This is a genomic window from Lawsonibacter sp. JLR.KK007, assembly GCF_036941135.1.
Lineage (GTDB): Bacteria > Bacillota > Clostridia > Oscillospirales > Oscillospiraceae > Lawsonibacter.
Genome location: NZ_JAYWSY010000001.1, coordinates 536,869 through 556,309, shown reverse-complemented (window position 1 = coordinate 556,309; position 19,441 = coordinate 536,869). Strand labels below are relative to the sequence as shown.

General features: G+C 62.2%; 20 protein-coding genes and 1 other RNA gene. 6 read left to right on the top strand and 15 right to left on the bottom strand.

The genetic code is table 11. The annotated features are described in order from the left end of the window. Positions 1 to 38 precede the first annotated feature (38 nt). From VV088_RS03255 to VV088_RS03210, 10 genes are all read right to left on the bottom strand, one after another. Complete coding sequence (locus VV088_RS03255) at positions 39 to 389, bottom strand: YbaB/EbfC family nucleoid-associated protein (protein WP_334599358.1); 351 nt, start codon at positions 387 to 389, stop codon at positions 39 to 41. Between the two features lie 24 nt (positions 390 to 413). Next, complete coding sequence (gene dnaX / locus VV088_RS03250; protein ID WP_334599357.1) at positions 414 to 2,195, bottom strand: DNA polymerase III subunit gamma/tau; 1,782 nt, start codon at positions 2,193 to 2,195, stop codon at positions 414 to 416. 44 nt (positions 2,196 to 2,239) lie between these two features. Next, an RNA gene (ffs, locus tag VV088_RS03245) (signal recognition particle sRNA large type) lies at positions 2,240 to 2,506 on the bottom strand. A gap of 134 nt (positions 2,507 to 2,640) precedes the next feature. Next, entirely contained in the window at positions 2,641 to 4,086 is a 1,446-nt protein-coding gene (locus VV088_RS03240) for a leucine-rich repeat protein (protein ID WP_334599356.1), read from the bottom strand. Positions 4,087 to 4,256: 170 nt separating this feature from the next. Then, positions 4,257 to 5,282, bottom strand: a complete 1,026-nt coding sequence (locus VV088_RS03235; protein WP_334599355.1) for a polysaccharide deacetylase family protein — start codon at positions 5,280 to 5,282, stop codon at positions 4,257 to 4,259. A gap of 134 nt (positions 5,283 to 5,416) precedes the next feature. Beyond that, positions 5,417 to 6,679 carry a murein hydrolase activator EnvC family protein gene (locus tag VV088_RS03230; RefSeq protein WP_334599354.1) on the bottom strand — a complete coding sequence of 421 codons (1,263 nt, stop codon included), beginning with the start codon at positions 6,677 to 6,679 and terminating at the stop codon, positions 5,417 to 5,419. A 143-nt stretch (positions 6,680 to 6,822) separates the two neighbouring features. Continuing rightward, entirely contained in the window at positions 6,823 to 7,716 is an 894-nt protein-coding gene (gene ftsX, locus VV088_RS03225; protein ID WP_334599353.1) for a permease-like cell division protein FtsX, read from the bottom strand. Next, positions 7,700 to 8,389 carry a cell division ATP-binding protein FtsE gene (gene ftsE, locus VV088_RS03220; RefSeq protein WP_334599352.1) on the bottom strand — a complete coding sequence of 230 codons (690 nt, stop codon included), beginning with the start codon at positions 8,387 to 8,389 and terminating at the stop codon, positions 7,700 to 7,702. Before ftsE ends, ftsX begins: the two co-directional genes overlap by 17 nt. Before the next feature lie 254 nt (positions 8,390 to 8,643). Beyond that, a complete protein-coding gene (locus tag VV088_RS03215; protein WP_334599351.1) occupies positions 8,644 to 9,735 on the bottom strand; it encodes a PucR family transcriptional regulator in 1,092 nt (363 codons plus the stop codon). A 108-nt stretch (positions 9,736 to 9,843) separates the two neighbouring features. Then, positions 9,844 to 10,563, bottom strand: a complete 720-nt coding sequence (locus tag VV088_RS03210) for a pseudouridine synthase (RefSeq protein ID WP_334599350.1) — start codon at positions 10,561 to 10,563, stop codon at positions 9,844 to 9,846. An 80-nt stretch (positions 10,564 to 10,643) separates the two neighbouring features. Between VV088_RS03210 and VV088_RS03205 the strand changes: the two genes are divergently transcribed. Continuing rightward, positions 10,644 to 11,123 carry a DUF4830 domain-containing protein gene (locus VV088_RS03205; RefSeq protein ID WP_334599349.1) on the top strand — a complete coding sequence of 160 codons (480 nt, stop codon included), beginning with the start codon at positions 10,644 to 10,646 and terminating at the stop codon, positions 11,121 to 11,123. Positions 11,124 to 11,163: 40 nt separating this feature from the next. Here VV088_RS03205 and VV088_RS03200 read toward each other — a convergent pair whose 3' ends face one another. The 5 genes from VV088_RS03200 to VV088_RS03180 form a co-directional block, all read right to left on the bottom strand. Beyond that, a complete protein-coding gene (locus tag VV088_RS03200) occupies positions 11,164 to 11,988 on the bottom strand; it encodes a mechanosensitive ion channel family protein (RefSeq protein WP_334599348.1) in 825 nt (274 codons plus the stop codon). Positions 11,989 to 12,041: 53 nt separating this feature from the next. Beyond that, positions 12,042 to 13,073, bottom strand: coding sequence for a rod shape-determining protein (locus VV088_RS03195; protein ID WP_251318766.1), 1,032 nt, complete (start codon positions 13,071 to 13,073; stop codon positions 12,042 to 12,044). Positions 13,074 to 13,220: 147 nt separating this feature from the next. After that, positions 13,221 to 13,880 (bottom strand): ComF family protein, encoded by a 660-nt coding sequence (locus VV088_RS03190; RefSeq protein WP_334599347.1) that lies wholly within the window; start codon positions 13,878 to 13,880, stop codon positions 13,221 to 13,223. Next, complete coding sequence (locus tag VV088_RS03185) at positions 13,877 to 14,053, bottom strand: hypothetical protein (protein WP_334599346.1); 177 nt, start codon at positions 14,051 to 14,053, stop codon at positions 13,877 to 13,879. The genes VV088_RS03190 and VV088_RS03185 overlap by 4 nt, the downstream gene beginning before the upstream one ends. 439 nt (positions 14,054 to 14,492) lie before the next feature. After that, entirely contained in the window at positions 14,493 to 15,206 is a 714-nt protein-coding gene (locus VV088_RS03180; protein WP_334599345.1) for a hypothetical protein, read from the bottom strand. Between the two features lie 143 nt (positions 15,207 to 15,349). Between VV088_RS03180 and VV088_RS03175 the strand changes: the two genes are divergently transcribed. From VV088_RS03175 to VV088_RS03155, 5 genes are all read left to right on the top strand, one after another. After that, the gene (locus VV088_RS03175; protein WP_334599344.1) at positions 15,350 to 16,213 is read left to right on the top strand and encodes a class I SAM-dependent methyltransferase; all 864 of its coding nucleotides are present in this window, start codon (positions 15,350 to 15,352) and stop codon (positions 16,211 to 16,213) included. A gap of 12 nt (positions 16,214 to 16,225) precedes the next feature. Then, a complete protein-coding gene (locus VV088_RS03170; RefSeq protein WP_334599343.1) occupies positions 16,226 to 16,729 on the top strand; it encodes a rod shape-determining protein in 504 nt (167 codons plus the stop codon). A 111-nt stretch (positions 16,730 to 16,840) separates the two neighbouring features. After that, positions 16,841 to 17,683 (top strand): energy-coupling factor transporter ATPase, encoded by an 843-nt coding sequence (locus VV088_RS03165; protein ID WP_334599342.1) that lies wholly within the window; start codon positions 16,841 to 16,843, stop codon positions 17,681 to 17,683. A 47-nt stretch (positions 17,684 to 17,730) separates the two neighbouring features. Further along, positions 17,731 to 18,594, top strand: a complete 864-nt coding sequence (locus tag VV088_RS03160; protein ID WP_334599341.1) for an energy-coupling factor transporter ATPase — start codon at positions 17,731 to 17,733, stop codon at positions 18,592 to 18,594. Further along, positions 18,595 to 19,404, top strand: a complete 810-nt coding sequence (locus VV088_RS03155) for an energy-coupling factor transporter transmembrane component T family protein (RefSeq protein ID WP_334599340.1) — start codon at positions 18,595 to 18,597, stop codon at positions 19,402 to 19,404. Positions 19,405 to 19,441 lie beyond the last annotated feature (37 nt).

Here is a 19,441-nt window from a genome sequence, read left to right as displayed (position 1 = left end):
AAGGGCTGTCCGGCGGACAGCCCTTTCCGTTTGAATTCTCACAGTCCCAGGCCGCCCAGGTTCAGGCCGCCGGTGAGGGACTGCATGGTATTGGCGGCGTCGGTATCGGCGGCGCGCATGGCCTCGTTCACCGCAGCCACGATCATGTCCTGGAGCATCTCCACATCCTCGGGGTCCACCGCCTCGGGGTCGATGACCAGATTTTTCAGCTCGTGCTTACCGCTGACGGTGGCGGTGACCACCCCGCCGCCGGAGGCGGCAGAGTACTCCTTCTCCTGCAGCTCCTGCTGCATGCGCAGCATGTCCTGCTGCATCTTCTGGGCCTGCTTGATCATGTTCATGTTCATGCCGCCGCCCATGCCGGGCATACGGCCATACCCTTTTGCCATAACAAAAACTCCTTTTTTCAGGTTTTATTGAATGGTGATATTATCCAGTCCGCCGAAGGAGGACATCAGATCGTCCAGCGGGTCCTTTTCCGGCTCCTGCGCCGCGGGGGCGGAGGACGGAGCCGGCCCCGCCGGGGGAGGCGTCCCCACCGACACGCTGACCTGGGGCTCCCCGCCAAAGACGGCGGCCGCCGCCTGGGCCAGCTTTTCCAGCACCGCAGGCTTGTTCAGCATGGAGCGGGTAAAGCTGCTGTCCACCCACAGCGTGAGCCTGCCGTTCTGCCATACCCCGGTCACCTTGGCCGGGTTGTTCAGGTATGGCATCACCGTCGGAGGCACCTTTCCCCGCAGGCCCGCCGCAAAGGAGGGCCAGAAGGCACGGTCCCCGCCCCCCTGATCCGCCGGAGCGGACGTGGGCGCAGAAACGGGCGCAGGCGCGGGACCAGATTCCCGGACCGCAGGCGCCTCTGAGGCCGGTGCAGGTGCGGCACGGGGCGGCTCCGGTCTGGCTGCCGGGTCCTCCGGCAGGTCGAAGACATACTCCAGCTCCTCCTCCGGAGGCGGGGCCTGATCCTCCCAGGGGGGAGGCGGCTCCTCCGGCGAAGCGGGCTTCACCTGGACAGGCTCCGCCTTAGCCGCGGGGGGCGGAGCGGCGGGGAGTCCCTTGGCCAGCCGCTCCTCCACCCGGGCGATCCGGGCGGACAGACCGGCAAAGGACTCATCCAGCCCCTCGTCGCTGAGCCGGATAAGGCACAGCTCCGCGTCGGTGCGCCGGTTGACGCTCCGGGACAGGCCGGAGGCGGCGCTTTGCAGCTGGGTGAGCATCTGCAGCAGCCGCTGGGCGGACAGCTGCTCCCCCAGGCGGCGCAGGGTAGCCTCGTCGTAGCCCCCGGTCATCAGGGCGGCCCCTCCCTGGGGGGCGGTCTTCCGGAGCAGCAGGTCCCGGGCCAGCGTGGACAGCTCCCCAAGCACCGAGCCCACCTCCTTCCCGCTGCTGTACAGCCGGGCAAGGGTGTCTAAGGCGGCGGCGGCGTCCCGGGCGGCCAGCTGGCCCATGAGGGCGGCGGTCTCCACGTTGCCCGCCAGGCCCAGGGTGTCCAGAATGGCCCGCTCATCCACGGCAGAGGCATGTCCGGCGCACTGGTCCAGCAGGGACAGAGCGTCCCGCATGCCGCCGTCGGCCAGGCGGGCCAGCAGGGCGGCCCCCTCTTCGGTCAGGGGGATGCCCTCCTGCTCCGCCACAAAGCTGAGGCGCTGGGCAATCTGCATGGGCAGAATGCGCTTGAAGGAGTACTGCTGGCACCGGCTGCGGATGGTGGCCAGCACCTTGTGGGGCTCGGTAGTAGCCAGAATAAACATCAGGTGGGCGGGAGGCTCCTCCAAAATCTTCAGCAGAGCGTTCCACGCCTGGGTGGTGAGCATATGGGCCTCGTCGATGATGTACACCCGCTTTTTCACAGCGGCCGGGGTATAGACCGCCTCGTCCCGGAGGGCGCGGACCTGATCCACGCCGTTGTTGGAGGCGGCGTCCAGCTCCAGCACGTCCAGAATGGAGCCGTTTTCAATGCCCAGACAGGCGGGACAGGCGTTGCAGGGGTCGCCGTCCTGGGGATGTTCGCAGTTCACCGCCCGGGCCAGAATCTTGGCGCAGGTGGTCTTGCCCGTCCCCCGGGTGCCGGTGAACAGGTAGGCGTGAGAGAGCCGCCCCGCCGCCGCCTGACGCTTCAGGGTACCGGTGATGTGCTCCTGGCCCACCACGTCGTCAAAGGTCCTGGGCCGCCATTTGCGGTACAGCGCCTGGTACACGTCTCCACCTCCCAAAATATGCCGCGTCCCGGCAAAGAGCAAGACCGCACACCGGCCTTTGAAGCGCGGGACATACCCGTTACCTGGACAGCCGGCTCAAGACCAGCAACCCCACGGCACACGGGGCCATCCGCTTAGTGCTGCTCGGTTCCCCGCCTGACACGGTTCACAGCAGCCCCGTTGCGCGGGACCGGTCTATCATCACTGCTTTTCCAGGGCAGACAATACATCCTCACGTCCGGGGGCCGGGATTCATCCCCGCTGTAGCGGATTGCGGGTACAGGGCACCGCTGTCTCCCCGACTAGTGCGGCCTTGCTCCGTACCGAGACGGAACAAAAGCTTTTCCTATTGTACTATACTTTTTCCAGTTTCGCAACGATTATTTTCACGAATTTTCCCGACAACACAAAAGAGCGGCTCCCCTCAGGGGAGCCGCCTGTCCGCTTATTCGCTGTAGGGCTTGCCGGTCTCGATATACATGCCGCGCTCCGCGCTCCAGCCCACGTAGAAGTTCAGGGCCTTGCCCAGGTCCCGGAGCTTGAAGTAGTTGGAGCCGTTAATCTTATACACCTCGGCGGTGATCTTCTGGCCGTCCACATAGATGGCGTCGTTGCTGGGGTCGGCAGTCTGGCTGCCGCCGGCGGCGGCCCCTGTCAGGTCGCCGGACTGCTTCTCATACCCCTGGCCGGTGGTGGCGGTGACAGCGTTCTTGCTGCCGTCGTAGCCCACGGCGAACTGCTTCTCGGTGCCGTTGAGCAGGGCGGCCACGTCGCGGATCTTGAAGTAGTTGCTGTCGCCAATTTTGTACACCGTGGGGTTGGCGGCGTTTCCATTGACCTCCAGTTTGTCGTTGGTGGGGGAGGCGGTGGTCCCGGCGGGCTGCTGGGGCTGGGGCGGGGTGGTGGGCTGGGTGGTGCTGGGGCCGGTGCTGTTGAAGTGGACGGTGCGATTAATGTAGCTGTACCTGGCCCAGTTACTTTCTGCTACGTCCCCGCCACGCTCCTTCCACTGCGCCTTGGACCCGATGTAGTAGATATCGGTCAGGCTCGGACAACTTTCAAAACGGATGTAGCTTCCCAGGTAAACTTTGTCGCTGAGGATGGTCATGCTGGTCAGACTCGCGCACTTTCCGAATATGTTTTCTCCAAAGTTCGTGACGCTGCTGGGGATGGTCACACTGGTTAGACTCGTACAGCCTCGGAACGCATCTTCCCGAATGCTAATGACGCCATCGGAGATTGTTACGCTGGTCAGGCCCGTACAGTTCTCAAACGCACTATTTCCAATGGCAGTGACGCTGCTGGGGATGGTCACGCTGGTCAGACTTGTGCAGTTCTCGAACGCAGCACCTGCAATGGTAGTGACACTGTTGGGAATGGTCACGCTGGTCAGGCTCGTGCAGCCCTTGAACAAAGCATTGTTAATATATGTGATGCTGTTGGAGACAGTTACACTGGTCAGACCCGTGCAGTCACTGAATACACCCGTTCCAGTGCTAGTAACGCTGTTGGGAATAGTCACGCTGGTCAAACCTGTGCAGCCGCTAAACGCACCATTTTGAATGCCAGTGACGCTGTTGGGGATAGTCACACTGGTCAGGCCCGTGCAGCCGCTGAACGCATTAATTCCAATGGCAGTAACGCTGTTGGGGATGGTCACGCTGGTCAAGCCCGCGCAGTCCTCGAACGCACCAAGCCCAATGGTGGTAATTCCGTCGGGAATGGTAACCGCGCCGCCGTCGCCGTAGTACCCCACCAGCGTGTCGCCGTTGACCACAAAGTCGCCCACCCACTCCTCGCCAGGGTTCAGCGCCGTTGCGGGAACGGCCATCAGGCCCAGGCACATCGCCAGAGCCAGCGTAAGGGAAAACGCTTTTTTCAGTTTTCTCATACTTCATACCTCTTTTCTCTTTTTGAGTAACCTCAGTCTTTGCATTGCAAAGACTGGAAGGGTACCCTTCCAGTCTTTGCATTGCAAAGACTGGAAGGGTACCCTTCCGCATCCATTATACCACAATTTTTCTTTCCCGCAACTATAAAATTTAAAGCGGGCGGATCGACTCAGGGATTGGGGTAGGCGTAGACGATGGGCCGCACCTCGGGGGTGAGGGCCTCCAGGGTGTAGCCGGCGTCCCGGTAGCCCTCGATGATGGCGGGCAGGGCGGCCACGGTATTGGCGTGGCTCCGGCTGTCGTGCATCAGGAGAATCACCCGGTTGGAGGTCCCCAGCTTGTCTAGGGCGTTCCGGGTCAGCACGGCGGCGGAAGGGGAATTGCGCACCGCGTCGCCGCTCTGCCGGTTCCAGTCGAAGTAAACAAAGCCCCGGCGAGTCATCTCTGCCACGATCTCCTGATAGATGTGGCCGTTATAGGCGTTGATGCTCCCGCCCGGAAAACGGAAGATCTGGGGGGCTGTCCCAGTGGCCTCCTCAATGATGTGGTACTCCTGGGCGAAGTCGTCCAAAAAGGCCTCCACCGAGTCGTAAATGGTCCGGTAGCTGTGTGTGTAGCTGTGGACGCCGATGGTATGCCCGGCGTTCACGATCTGCTTCATCCACTGTTTGGACTGCTCCGTGTCCTTGCCCACCACAAAGAAGGTGGCCTTCACGCCGTACTCCTCCAGAATCTTCAGCACCTCCGGGGTCCGGGCGGAGGGGCCGTCGTCAAAGGTGAGGTAGCACACCATGCTTTTTTCCACCGTGCTCCACTCATGGGGCTGGGCGTAGAGCTCCGGGTACAGCGCCTGATAGGCGGGGACCTCCGGGCCGGGGCCATCGGATTCCGGCTCCTCCCGGACTGCGGGGGGACTCTCCGGAGTCCCGTCCCCCTCCGTACCCGGCCGGTACCAGACCCCTCCGTCCGCCGCCGGAACGCCGCCCGGCTGCTGCAGCTGGCTCAGTTGCGCCCGGGCCTGGGTCAGGGAGACCTCCAGCCCCAGAGCCACCCCAGTGGGGACCAGCACGGCCAGGGCCAGCAGAATGGGGACCGCCCTTCTCACCCACCCTTTGGCCGGACGCCGCCCCTTGTTCTGCCGGGACGGGACGTCCCCGGCGGACTGCGGCCGCTCCATGGTGATCTCTTCGGACATTGGCCCCACCCTCTCCAGCGTTCGACACGCTTCGACATATTCAGCTCTATTGTAGTCCCCTTCCGGCAGAATAGCAAGTGGAAATTTCACGAAAAACGTCTCCGCCCCACAGCCGGGGCGGAGACGTTTTCATGTTACATCCAATTCCACATGGCAACCTTTTTGCCGCTGCTCAGCACATAGAGCGCCTTGTCTGTGAAGTAGTTCACCGGGTCCTTGCGGGTGCTGCCCACCCGGACCTCAAAGTGGAGATGGTTGCCGGTGGACCGGCCGGTGGTGCCCACATAGCCGATCACATCCCCCTGGGTGACCACCTGGCCCTGCTTGCAGCCGATGCGGCTCATGTGTGCGTAGAGGGTACTGGTACCGTCGCTGTGGGAGACGATCACATAGTTGCCGTAGGACCAGCTGCTGCCGGTACCCTTGGCCGCGTGGATCACCACGCCGCTCTTGGCCGCGTAGATGTTGGTCCCCGAGGGGGCTGGGATATCAATACCGGCATGGTTGCCCGGCTTGCCGGTGACCGGGTGGATCCGTCCGCCCGCCAGCGAGGAGATGGTGTTATAGCTCCCCGGCAGGGGCCAGAGGAAGCCGGATTCGCTGGGCACCTTGGCGACCTGGGCGGCGTATTCCTTCTCCTTGGCCTTGATCTGGGCGTCCAGCTCTTTGGCGGCCTTGTTGACCGCTTCCTCCATCTCCTCCAGCAGGTCCTCCTGGGCGCTGATCTCCGCGATCAGCTTGTCCACCTCGGCCTCCTGGGCCTGCAGCTCCTCCTGATAGGCCATCTGCTGGGCCTTGGCCTCCTCCTGCTCGCTCTGGGCCTCCTCCAGCTCGGTCCGGTCGGCGGTCACCCGCTCCTGGAGGGCCACCAGGTCGTTGATCACCTGGTTGTCATATTCGATAATCTCCTCGATCATCATGTAGTTGTCAAGCAGCTCCGTAAAGCTGTTGGAGGAGAACAGGATGGACCAGTAAGACACCTCTCCCTGCTCCTCCATCAGCCGCATCTGACGGCAGAACAGCTCGAACTGGGCGGACTCCTCCTCCTCCGCCCGCGCCAGCTCCGCCGTCTTCTCGCCGATGAGCTGGTCATACATGGCAATCAGGTCGTTGGTGCTGTCGATCTCCTGGCGGATGATGTCGATCTGCTCCTCCAGCAGCTGCTTTTTCGTCAGGGCGGCGCTCTTGTCCGCCTGGACCGCCTTCAGCTGGCTCTGGATCTCCTTCTTCTGGCTGGCCAGATGGCTGGCGTTGTTCCGCAGGGCGTTGATTTCCGCCTGGGTCACGGCGGAGGCGTCCAGGACCATGCCCGGCCCGGTCAGGGGCAGCAGCATGGCCAGAATCAGGGCCAGCCCCACAAGGCGGCGGGCCAGCTTGTTCCGTTGTACAGCATTCACAGCAGGTCCTCCTCTCAGCGGATCATAAAGATATTGGCCAAAATGGGCAGCAGCATCAGCAGCGCCAAAAATCCCGCCAGAATGGACATCATCAGTTTTTGTCTCTTTTGCCGCTTCATCCTCGAAACCTCCCCGCAAAACCACTATACCTGCAAAAACTTCCGGATGGCGAACAGCGAACCCACCACGCCGATAAACACGCCCACCCCGCAGAACACCGCCAGGATGGTCACAGCCATGGAGCCGTAGCTGATCATGTTCACCAGGGACAGGCCGTTGCCCTGAACGGCGAACCTGGCCACCATCTGATACAGCCCCCACTGAACGAAGAAGGCGATGAGGGCTCCGGTGAGCCCCAGCAGCATCCCCTCCACCACGAAGGGCCACTCGATGAAGCCGTCGGTGGCGCCGCACATCTTCATGATGGCGATCTCCTCCCGGCGGTAAAAGGTGGCCAGCTTAATGGTGTTGGCGATGATAAACAGGGAGATCACCAGCAGGATGCCGATGAGCACCAGGGCCACGCCGGTGGCGATGTTGCGCACCATCACGAAGCCGTCGGCGATCTCCGTGGCGGCGTTGACGTAGCCCACCCCCTCCATCTGCTCCAGGGCCGCCTTGGTCTCGGCCATCCGCTCGATGTCCACCACATGGACCCGGTAGCGGTCCCGGAAGGCGTCATCCGGCAGATTGTTCAGGATGGCGGTGGTGTCGCTGTGCTTGGCCTTGAAGGCGGCCACCGCCGCCTCCTTGGTGACAAAGGTGAGCTGGGCCACATTGTCCACCTGGGCCAGCTTGGGCTGGAGCATCCGGGCCTGATCCTGGGTGAGGGCGTCGTCTATGTACACCAGCATCTCGTTCTCGTTCTCCAGGTCGCCCAGGGTGTTGTCCAGATTGACCGCCAGCAGGGTGAAGGAACCCATGATCAGCAGACACGCCACGATCATGCACACCGCCGCGAAGGACATGAACCCATGGGTGAAAATGGAGTGGAACCCCTCGCTGACATAGTATCCTGCGTTAAATTTTCTCGACATTGTAGTAACCACCTGTCTCGTCGCTGATGATCCGTCCGTTTTCAATGGCCACCACCCGTTTGGCAAAGCGGTTGACCAGATTTTTTTCGTGGGTGACCACCAGCACAGTGGTACCCAGCTCGTTGATGCGCTCCAGCAGCATCATGATCTCCAGGGAGCGCTGAGGGTCCAGATTGCCGGTGGGTTCGTCGGCAATGATCATGCTGGGGTTGTTCACCAGCGCCCGGGCGATGGCCACCCGCTGCTGCTCGCCGCCGGACAGCTGGCCGGGGTAGCGGTCCGCCTTCTGGTCCAGGCCCACCAGCTGGAGCACGTAGGGGATGCGCCGGCGCAGCTCCCGGTTGGAGGCTCCGATGGCCCGCATGGCGAAGGACAGATTTTCGTACACCGTCTTCTTCTCGATGAGGCGGAAGTCCTGGAAAATGACCCCCAGGGTGCGCCGCATCTGAGGCACCTGCCGGGGGGTGATGTTGTTCAGGTTGAACCCATTCACCATCACCCGGCCGTCGGTGGGGGCGATCTCCGCCGTGATCAGCTTGATCAGGGTGGACTTGCCCGACCCGGACGGCCCCACCAGAAAGACAAATTCCCCGTCGTCAATACGCACGTTGACCCCCTTCAGGGCCTTGGTGCCGTTGTCATATTCTTTATGTACGTCGATAAAGCGAATCATAACACGCTCTGCTCCCCATTCAGCCAAGTCTGTTTCTCAGGCTGTCAGCTGTTTAGTGTATCACAAATCAAAATCCATGTAAACAGATAATCTGTGAACGATGGCTTCCTTTTTCTGTCGTCTCGGGTCGGTTTTTACCGTTTTGTCATTTTTGTAACTTTATTGTAACCTATATCTCCGGAAATAGCAAGAGGGATTGGGAAATTTCCTCATAAAAACAGCGCCGCCCCAGAGGGCGGCGCCAGTGTACATGTTCAGGATTCGATCCCCCGGGAGATGAGGTACTTCTTGACCATCAGCGCCACCTTGAAGGTGATGGCGTCGTCAAACTCCCGCAGATCCAAGCCGGTGAGCTTCTTGATTTTCTCCAGCCGGTACACCAGGGTGTTCCGGTGGACGAAGAGCTTTCGGGCGGTCTCGGACACGTTCAGGTTATTTTCAAAGAACTTGTTGATGGTGAGCAGGGTCTCCTGGTCCAGGGCGTCAATGGGACTCTTTTTAAAGACCTCCTGGAGGAACATCTGACACAGGATGGTGGGCAGCTGGTAAATCAGACGGCCGATGCCCAGGTTTTCATAGTTGATCACGGTCTTCTCGGTGTCGAACACCTTGCCCACGTCGATGGCCACCCCGGCCTCCTTGTAGGCTCGGGCCAGGTCCCGGATGTGGGGCACGATGGTGCCGATGCCCACCACCACCTTCACCCCTAGCTCCTGGTTGACGGCGGTGACAATCTGCTTGGCGATCTTTCCCAGGTCCTTGGAGTCCGCCCCCTCGGACAGCTGCTTGATCAGGGCCACATCGGTCTCGTTGATGGAGATGACAAAATCGGTCTGCTTGTCGGGGAACAGATTTTGGATGACGTCGATAGCGGACACATCGGCGGGACCCAGCTGGCGCACCAGAAAGGCAGCCCGGGGCACCTCCGAGACAAAATGCAGCTCCTTGGCCTGGGTGTAGATGTCGCCCAGAAGAATATTGTCGGAAATGATATTCTTGACGAAGGTGGCCTTGTCGTGCTTCTCCTCATAGTAGGTCTTCGCACCGTTGAAGGCCACCACGGCCATGGCGCACAGCGACGCGGCCAACTCGTCCTCCCCCTTGACGAAGGCGGCGTAATCGAACTGGGCCCCCCAGCCCGCCAGAGGCTTGAAGGTACGGCCCTCGAACCGGGCCAGATTGTTGTCCGCACCGTTGATTGCGGTGACCGCGCCGGGCCAGTGCTCGCCGATGCAGGTAAGCTCGCTGCAGGCGACCACGATCCCCTCCGCGTCCACGACTCCTACCGTGCGGCTGATGCTGTCTTTCATTTGGAGTACGACACCCTGGAACATCCTGCTAGACACAGCGATCCCTCCTACATTGTCTTTGGTAGTGCTTCTCCTATTATAACGGTTTCCCCCCCTGTTTGGCAAGAGGTTTTTTCGATTTTTTTGTTCAAAACGACCAAAAAATCAGGTAGTCGTCCCTAACCCTCTCAGCTCAGTCCGCTCCTGCCGGGTCAAAAACCGCCATTTTCCCGGTTTTAGCTCCCCGTCTAATGTCAAAGGCCCCATGGAGAGCCGGTGCAGCAAAATGACCGGCTTCCCCCGGGCGGCCAGCATCCGCTTCACCTGGTGGTACTTGCCCTCCCTCAGGGTGACCAGACAGGAGGAGCCGTTCCCCAAAGGCTCCAGCCCGGCAGGGAGGCAGTGCAGGCCGTCCCCCAGCACCATGCCCGCCTCCAGCGCGCGGACATCGTCCTGGTCCACCCGGCCCTCCACCTCCGCCAGATAGACCTTGTCCACATGCTTTTTAGGGGACAGGAGCCGGTGGGCCAGGCCGCCGTCGTCGGTGAGCAGGAGCAGGCCGGTGGTGTCCTTGTCCAGCCGTCCCACGGGGAACAGTCCCCGGCGGCGCAGCTCCTCCGGCAGCAGGTCCAGCACGGTGGGCTGGTCCCTGTCCTCGGTGGCCGACAGCAGCCCCGCCGGCTTGTGGAGCATCACATAGACATACGGGGAGCAGTCCACCACGCCGCCGTCCACCGTCAAACAAACCGTCTCCGGGTCCAGCTTCTCCTCCGGGCGGGCGACCGAGCAGCCGTCCGCCTGCACCCGGCCCTGACGGATCAGCTCCTTGACCTCTCTCCTGCTCCACCGGCCGGTGGCGGCCAGCAGCTTGTCGGCTCGTTCCATAGGTTCCCTCTTTTCCGCATACCTCCAAAAAATCCCGCATATGGTAAAGGGAGAATGACTCACGGAAGGAGATATGTGCTGTGTTGATCGTAACTGCCAAAATGCCCAAACGGAAGCTGACGCTGGGGGTGGCTGCGGCGGCTCTGCTGTGCTGCTGCGCCATCGCCCTGAACCTCGGCCAGGGGATGATAGGGCGAGAGGTCTCCGCCTCCGCCCTGCCCAGCCCCAAGGGGGTGCGGAGCAACCAGGACCGGATCGACTACCTGGCCGCCTACGGCTGGCAGGTGTCCGAGGAGCCCCTGGTCACCCAGGAACTGCTCATCCCCGAGGAGATGGACGACAGCTACACCGAGTATCTGGCCCTCCAGACCGGCCAGGGCTTCGACCTGCAGAAATACGCCGGAAAACGGGTGAAGCGGTACACCTACGAGGTGCTCAACTACCCCACCGGCGAGACGGGGGTGCAGGCCAACCTGCTCCTCTATAAAAACACGGTGATCGGCGGCGAGGTCCTCTCCCCCCAGCTGGACGGCTTCCTCCACGGGCTCGCCATGCCCTGAAGGCCAAGGGGAACCGGCGTGGCGCTGGTCTAGCCGCCCCTCACTTCTCTACGATGTGTACGTTCAGGTGGTCGTAGGTCATTTCCACCCCATGCCGGGCGAAGGACTCCCGCACGTCCTCCATCAGGGCGTAGTAGACCGTCCAGTAGTCATCGGAGGCGGTCCACAGGCGGGTCAGATACTCAATGCTGCTGGACTGGTACTCCGACACATAGACCACTGGGGCGGGGTCCTCCAGGATGCCGGGGACGGCGGCCAGTGTCTCCTGGATGGCCGCCCGCACCTGAGCGGTGGGGGCGTCGTAGGAGGCGGTGAGCTTCAGGTCCATCCGCCGCCGGCCCAGGTGGTTGTAGTTGACGATCTTAGTGGAGGACAGCTGGCTGTTGGGGACAAAGATCTCCTTGTTGTCCGGGGTGACAAAGGTGGTGTAGGACAGGGACAGGTTGGAAATGGTCCCGCTGATGCCATCCGCCTCCACGTAGTCCCCCACCAGAAAGGGCTTGGTCACCAGCAGCACCAGCCCTCCCGCCAGATTGGCCAGCGTGTTCTGGAGCGCCAGGGAGACCGCCAGCCCTACCACGCTCAGCATGGCAATGATGGAAGTGGCCTTGATGCCCAGCGTCTCGGCCAGCATCAGGGCCAGCAGGAACCAGAGAAAAATATTCACCGCGGTGTAAATATAGGTCTTGATGGCCGCTACCGCTTTGCTCTTATCCAGCAGCCGGCCCACCATCCGCATCAGCAGACGGATCACCAGCCAGCCCACCAGCACCATGATCAGCACCCGCAGCACATCGCCCAGGGTCAGGTCCCGGATTCCTACGGTATTTCCCACCGTCTGCAGGACCTCCTCCACCGTTTCCATCAAAAATCCCTCCTTACGAGGACAGCCGGCCTGCGGCCGGCTGTCTGCTGTGCTTAATAATTCATCTGCTTGCGGCGGGACAGATTCATGGTGCCGTCCTGCATCTGGTCCAGACTGTCCAGGCTCTTGCCGGTGCCGAAGGCCACACAGGAGATGGCGTCGTCCGCCACATGGGTGTCGATGCCGGTGTGGGACTGGACCAGCTTATCGAAGCCCCACAGCAGCGAGCCGCCGCCGGTCATGACGATGCCGTTGGTGGAGATATCGGCCACCAGCTCGGGGGGGGTGCGCTCCAGCACGCCGTGAATGGCCTCCAGGATGGAGGCGGAGGTCTCCTCAAAGGCTTCAATCATCTCGCTGGAGGTGACGTTAAACACCCGGGGCAGGCCGGTCATCAGGCACCGGCCCTTGATCTCCATGGAGACCTCCTCCGGCCGGGGGAAGACGCAGCCGATGCTGATCTTCAGCTCCTCGGCGGTGCGGTCGCCAATGAGGACATTATGCTTGCGGCGGATATACTTTACCACCGCCTCGTCAAACTTGTCGCCGGCCACCTTGATGGAGGCGGACTCCACCACGCCGCCCAGGGAAATCACCGCGATGTCGGCGGTGCCGCCGCCGATGTCCACCACCATGTGGCCGTCAGGCTTGGTGATGTCGATGCCCGCGCCGATGGCGGCGGCCACCGGCTCCTCGATCAGGTAGGCCCGGCGGGCCCCCGCCTGGATACCGGCGTCCACCACGGCGCGCTCCTCCACCTCGGTGATGCCCGAGGGGACGCAGATGAGCAGACGAGGCTTGAACAGGGAGAAGGAGGTCACTTTTTTCATAAACTCCTTCAGCATGCGCTCGGTCATGTCGTAGTCGGAGATGACCCCCTCCCTCAGGGGACGCATGGCCACGATGTTGCCGGGGGTGCGGCCCAGCATGGCCTGGGCCTCGGTGCCCACCTTCAGCAGCTTGCCGGTGTTCTTGTCCATGGCCACCACGGAGGGCTCCCGGAGGACCACGCCCTTGCCCTTGATATATACCAAGACCGAGGCGGTGCCCAGGTCGATGCCAATATCTTTACTAAAGAAACCCATTCTCTGTTCCACCTTAAAAAATTATTTGTTTCAAAACCGCCCGGATGGACGGCGCTTAAATTCCACTTTTTATTATACCCCGAGCGCTCCCGGTTTTCAACCGTTTTTTCCAACAATTTTCTTCTTTTTTTCCAGTCCCTGCCGCATCTAGCCGTGCCGGGCCTGGGCCAGGGTGAGGCAGTACACCCCCTCCGCGCCTCCTTGGCGCAGCAGGGCGGCGCACTCGCTGAGAGTGGAACCAGAGGTGACCACGTCGTCCACCAATACCACCCGCCTTCCCGTCAGGTCTGCGCCGGACAGGAGCGCATAAGCCCCTCGGGCGTTGGCCCGGCGGGCGCCCTCCTCCTCCAGCTCGGACTGAGGGGCGGTGTTGCGCACCTTCTCCAGAACGGGCCCCGCCGGAATGGACAGCAGCCGGCCCACCTCCCGGGCCAGCAGCTCCGCCTGGTCAAAGCCCCGCTCCCGCAGCCGCTTCCGGGACAGCGGCGCCCAGCAGATCAGACCGGCGCCCTGGGGGAGGCGCTCCTCCAGGCACTGGGCCATCAGAAGGGCGAAGGGTTTTCCCAGCGCCCGCACCCGGCTGAACTTGTACCGGTGGACCGCTCCAGGCACCGCGTCCCGGTAGGCCAGCGGCGAGAAGCAGCGGTCTGCAAAGTCCACCCGCCGTTCCGCCGCCTTCCCCTCCAGCCAGGGCAGCCCGGGCTGGCACACCGGGCAGACCGGCGCTCTGGGGTCCTCCAGAATTTTCTGGCAGAAGGGACATTTGGGCGGAAACACCAGGTCCAGCACCTTCTCCCGGACGCTCATTTCAGCTCGTCCTCCGGAATGGGGCCGTGCTCCTTTTCAAACTCCCGAATACACTTCTGAATCAGGTATAGAATTTGACCGCTCATGGAGCGGCCCTCATATTCCGCGATATAGACCAACTTTCCGTGGTGTTCACCGCTGATCGTAATACCTAAATGCTTGTCCCGTTTCATGGATTACCACCGTCCAAAATTTCTTTTGAACGTATGGTATCCCATTTCGCCGTCTATTATCTTATTTTTAACTTGAATCAAGTCTATAAAATACTGATTCCAAGTAACCTCATGTTCTTTGCATGAACTGGTTGACAAACCGGCGGGACGTGGTATAATGAATCCATAAAAGGCGCTGCTGCATAGCAGTTAGCCCGTTCTCTCTAACGTAAAACCGTTAGCCGTCCGGGGCCTAGCCGGGCGGCTAACACGCGTTTGGGGATGTAAGGATCATCAGCAGAGCTGTTATGATCACACATACCACGAAACGCAGGACGTTGGTCCAGCGCCCGTTTCCCATCGCCTCACCCCCTCTCATCGGGGAGTGGCTAACCGCCATTTTGCAACAGCGCCTGTCCTCCAGTATAGAGGGCAGGCGCTGTGTTGTCAATTATATTTGTTATTCCTCATCAATGGGCATGGGGGCCTCGGGGCGGCCCAGCTCGGTGGCGCTGTAGGCCCGGCGCACCCCGTCCAGAGCGTCCCCCTGGCTGCTCATCAGCTCACTGAGCTGATCCAGGCTGGCCCCGGCCTTCTCCAGCTCGCTGGCCGCATGGGACACGGTGGCCTCCACCCGGCTGCACAGGGCGTCGTACTCCCGCTCCACCCGCTGGAACCACTGCTCCACCTGGCGGCGGGCCTTCTGGGCGTCCCGCTCCGCCTTCTCCTGGATGGACTGAGCCCGGCGGTGGGCCTCCAGCTCCACCCCGGCGGTGCGCTCCTTCAGCTCAATGTAGGCTTGGGCATCGGGCCGGACGGCCTCCATCTGCTGGCGCAGCTCGTCCCGGTCCCGGCGCAGGCGCTCCACCTCCCGGGCCAGCTGCTCGGCCTGTTTCCGGCTGGCGGACAGCTCCTGCTCCGCCTGCTCCAGCTGGACGGACAGGCTGTCCCGGCTCTGGCGGGCGGTCTCCAGCTCCCGGCGGACCTGCTCCAGCTGGGCGGACAGGCTGTCCCGCTCCTGGCGGAGGGCGTCCCTCTGCTGCTCCGCCTCCTCCAGCCGGGTCTGGAAGTCCTGCTGGGTCTGGGCGGCCTGCTTGGCCTGTGCCTCCAAAAAGGTCAGCACATCCTGCTTGTTGAAGCCGCCTACGGCGGCAGAGCGGAAGGGATGGTCCATAATCGCGCACCTCTCTCTGTTTCTATCCGTGCTATTTTAGCACAGCTTACTCCAAATTACAATCACTATTTCATTGACGGAACCCCTTGTTCGATGGTATACTGGTCCCAATTTTGGAACATTGCGGCAAGGAGGGCGCGGCTATGTGGCTGTCCGACAAGTGGAACGACTATGAACTCATCGACTGCAGCCGGGGGGAAAAGCTGGAGCGCTGGGGGGACCAGCTCCTGGTCCGGCCCGACCCCCAGGCCATCTGGAACACCCCCCGCAGCCACCCCGGCTGGAGGAACAACGCCGGGCGGTACGCCCGCTCCTCCACCGGGGGCGGACAGTGGCTCAACCGGTCTATGCCCGAACGGTGGACGGTGTCCTACGGACCCCTCACCTTTCATGTCAAGCCCATGAACTTCAAGCACACCGGTCTCTTTCCCGAGCAGGCCGCCAACTGGGACTTCGCCATGGACCGCATCCGGAACGCAGGCCGTCCGGTAAACGTGCTCAACCTCTTCGCCTACACCGGCGGGGCCACCGTGGCCTGCGCCGCAGCGGGGGCCTCCGTCTGCCATGTGGACGCCGCCAAGGGGATGGTCCAGTGGGCCCGGGAAAACGCCAAACGTTCCGGGCTGGAGCAGGCCCCCATCCGCTGGATTGTGGACGACTGCGCCAAATTCGTGGAACGGGAGATCAGGCGCGGAAGAACGTACGACGCCATTATTATGGACCCGCCCTCCTACGGCCGGGGACCCACCGGCGAGGTGTGGAAGCTGGAGGAGAACCTCTACCCCTTCGTGGAGCTGGTCAGCGGCGTACTGTCCGACGACCCTCTGTTCGTAATTTTGAACTCTTACACCACCGGCCTGGCCCCCAGCGTGGTCACCTACATCCTGGAGACGCTGGTGTCCAGGCAATTCGGCGGGCACACCGTCTCCGACGAGCTGTGCCTGCCCGTCACCGAGAGCGGTCTGGCCCTCCCCTGCGGAGCCACGGGGCGGTGGACCAGGGACTGAGGAGGTATCCCTATGCTAAGGCAATTTGTACTGAACCCCAACCAGCTCCTGCCCGAGGACTGGTATCCGGAATTGGCCCCTGCTCAAATCACCATACACAGCCTTAAAACCGGCAGGCAGATTCAGGAGCCCTCCCTGATTGCTGCGGCGCGCTCCCAGCCGGACAAGCTGGCCGCCGCTGGCGGCCAGGCGCTGTCCTATCAGAACGATCCGGACATGGTGGTCTTTTCCCCCTTCCGGCAGGGACAGATCGCCCACTATCCGGCGGCCCAGGCGCTGATCAAGGCGCTGTTGAAACAGGCCGGACACGGCGCTGTCTCAATTCCAAAGCCCGTCATGTGCGTCCACATCCAGGAGCGCACCACCCAGGTGGAGGAACAGGCCCTGGCTGAGGCCGCCATCCAGTGCGGCGCGGGGAAGGTTTTCTTCTATTCCGGTACGCTCTCCCAGATGGTGCAGGCCGCCGAGAGCCGCAGAGAGCTGCGGCACGCCATTCTGCTCCACATCGACCCATGAACAATACCCTCCCCATCCGCGGGAGGGGTTTCGTCTCTTTTCACATTGACGAAACTGCCCATGAAATGGTATAATACGGCGTTACTTTTTAAAAACATCGGAGGAACCGCCATGTCCGCCATCATCCGCACCGACGATCTGCACTTCTCCTATCCCGCCGCCGAGGGGGTCACCCCGGTGGTGCTGGACGGGGTCAGCCTGGAAATCGAGGAGGGTTCCTTCGTGGCCGTCCTGGGCCACAACGGCTGCGGCAAGTCCACCCTGGCCAAGCACATGAACGCTATCCTCCTGCCCTCCGGGGGAACGGTCTATGTGGATGGCATCGACACCAGCGATGAAACCCGCCTGCTGGACATCCGCCGGGCGGTGGGCATGGTGTTCCAGAACCCGGACAACCAGATTGTCGCCAACGTGGTGGAGGAGGACGTGGCCTTCGCCCCGGAAAACCTGGGGGTCCCCCCCGCCCAGATCCGGCAGCGGGTAGACGACGCGCTGAAGGCCGTGAACATGTACCACTACCGGGAGCACGCCCCCCATCTTCTGTCCGGCGGGCAGAAGCAGCGGGTGGCCATTGCGGGGGTCATCGCCATGCAGCCCCGGTGCATCGTCCTGGACGAGCCCACCGCCATGCTGGACCCCATCGGCCGCAAGGACGTGCTGAACACCATCAAGAGGCTGAACCGGGAGCGGGGAGTCACCGTGGTCCTCATCACCCACCACATGGACGAGGCCGCCCAGGCCGGCCGGCTGGTTGTGATGGCCAAGGGAAAGGTGGTGGCCGACGGCACGCCCAAGTCCGTCTTCTCCCAGGTGGAAGAGCTGCGCCGGGTGGGGCTTACCGTCCCTCAGACCACCGCGCTGCTGTGGGAGCTGCGTCAGGAGGGATACGATGTCCCCCTGGACGCCCTCAGCGACGAGGAGTGCGCCCAGGCGCTGTACCGGCTTCTGCAATAGGACGTGACCCCCTGGGGGCATGTACCACTACAATAAGGATGATCTCTATGCAGCCCATCATTGAAACCAAGCAGCTCACCCACATCTACTCCGCCGGCACCCCCTTTGAGCACACCGCCCTGGACGGCGTGGACTTCTGCGCCTATCCCGGGGAGTACCTGGGGGTCATCGGCCACACCGGGTCGGGGAAATCCACCCTGATCCAGCATCTCAACGCCCTGCTCAAGCCCACCTCGGGAACGGTGCTGTTTCAGGACACGGACATCTGGTCCGACCCCAAAATCACCAAAAAGACCCGGTTTCAGGTGGGGCTGGTGTTCCAGTATCCAGAATACCAGCTCTTTGAGGAGACGGTTTACAAGGACATCTCCTTCGGCCCCAAAAACATGGGCCTGGACGAGGCGGAGATCGACCGCCGGGTGCGCTCCGCCGCCTATTTTGTGGGCCTGCGGGACGATCAGCTGGAAAAATCCCCCTTTGAGCTGTCCGGAGGCCAGAAGCGCCGGGTGGCCATCGCCGGGGTAATTGCCATGGAGCCCAAGGTGCTCATTCTGGACGAGCCCACCGCCGGGCTGGACCCGGAGGGGGTGGAATCCATCCTGGGCAACATCCGGGAGTACCACCAGGCCCACAACGCCACCATCATCCTGGTGTCCCACTCCATGGAGGAGGTGGCCCGGTCGGTGGACCGGCTGGTGGCCGTCAACGACGGAACAATTCCCTTCCAGGGCGCTCCCCGGGAGGTCTTCCAGCACGGGGACGAGCTGGAACAGATGGGCCTGGGCGTGCCCCAGCTGACCCGGGTGTTTCACCGGCTGAAGGCCATGGGGGTGGACATCGACCCCTCGGTCTACACCCTGGATCAGGCGAAGGCCGCCATCCTGGACAAGCTGAGAAAGGGGGCGGTGTAAATGGCGCTGAAGGACATCACTCTGGGCCAGTATTTTCCCGGAACTTCTGCGGTCCACCGCCTGGACCCCCGCACCAAGCTGCTCGCTGTGCTGCTGTATATTGTAGCTCTGTTTCTGGCCAACTGGTTCGTCACCTACGCGATCATGTTCCTGGTACTGGCCGGTTCCATCGCAGTGTCCAAGGTGCCGGTGAAGTCCATCTTCCGGGGACTGAAGCCGGTGCTATTTATCGTAGTGTTCACCGCTCTGCTGAACATCTTTTACACCCCCGGCGTCACGGTGCTGGCCCGGTTCTGGGTCTTTACCATCACCCTGGAGGGGGTGTACCGGGCCTTCTTTATGGTGGTCCGGATCATGATGCTCATCTCCGGCACCTTTTTGCTCACCTACACCACCTCCCCCATCCTGCTCACCGACGGGCTGGAATCGCTGCTCAGCCCGCTGAAAAAAATCAAGGCGCCCGTCCACGAGCTGGCCATGATGATGTCCATCGCCCTGCGGTTCATCCCCACCCTCATTGAGGAGACGGACAAAATCATGTCCGCTCAGCGGGCCAGGGGGGCGGACTTCGAAAGCGGAAACCTGATCCAGCGGGCCAAGGCCCTGCTGCCTCTGCTGGTGCCGCTGTTTATCTCCGCCTTCCGCCGGGCCGACGAGCTGGCCACCGCTATGGAGTGCCGCTGCTACCACGGCGGCAAGGGCCGGACCCGTCTGCGCCAACTGAAATATAAGGCCGCCGACTATGTGACCCTGCTGCTCTTCCTGGCGATTGCCGTAGGGGTGGGCGTGTTAGGACGCTTCGGGTTGTAACGCCAATATTACCCCATGCTATACCGCTTTTAGTTGC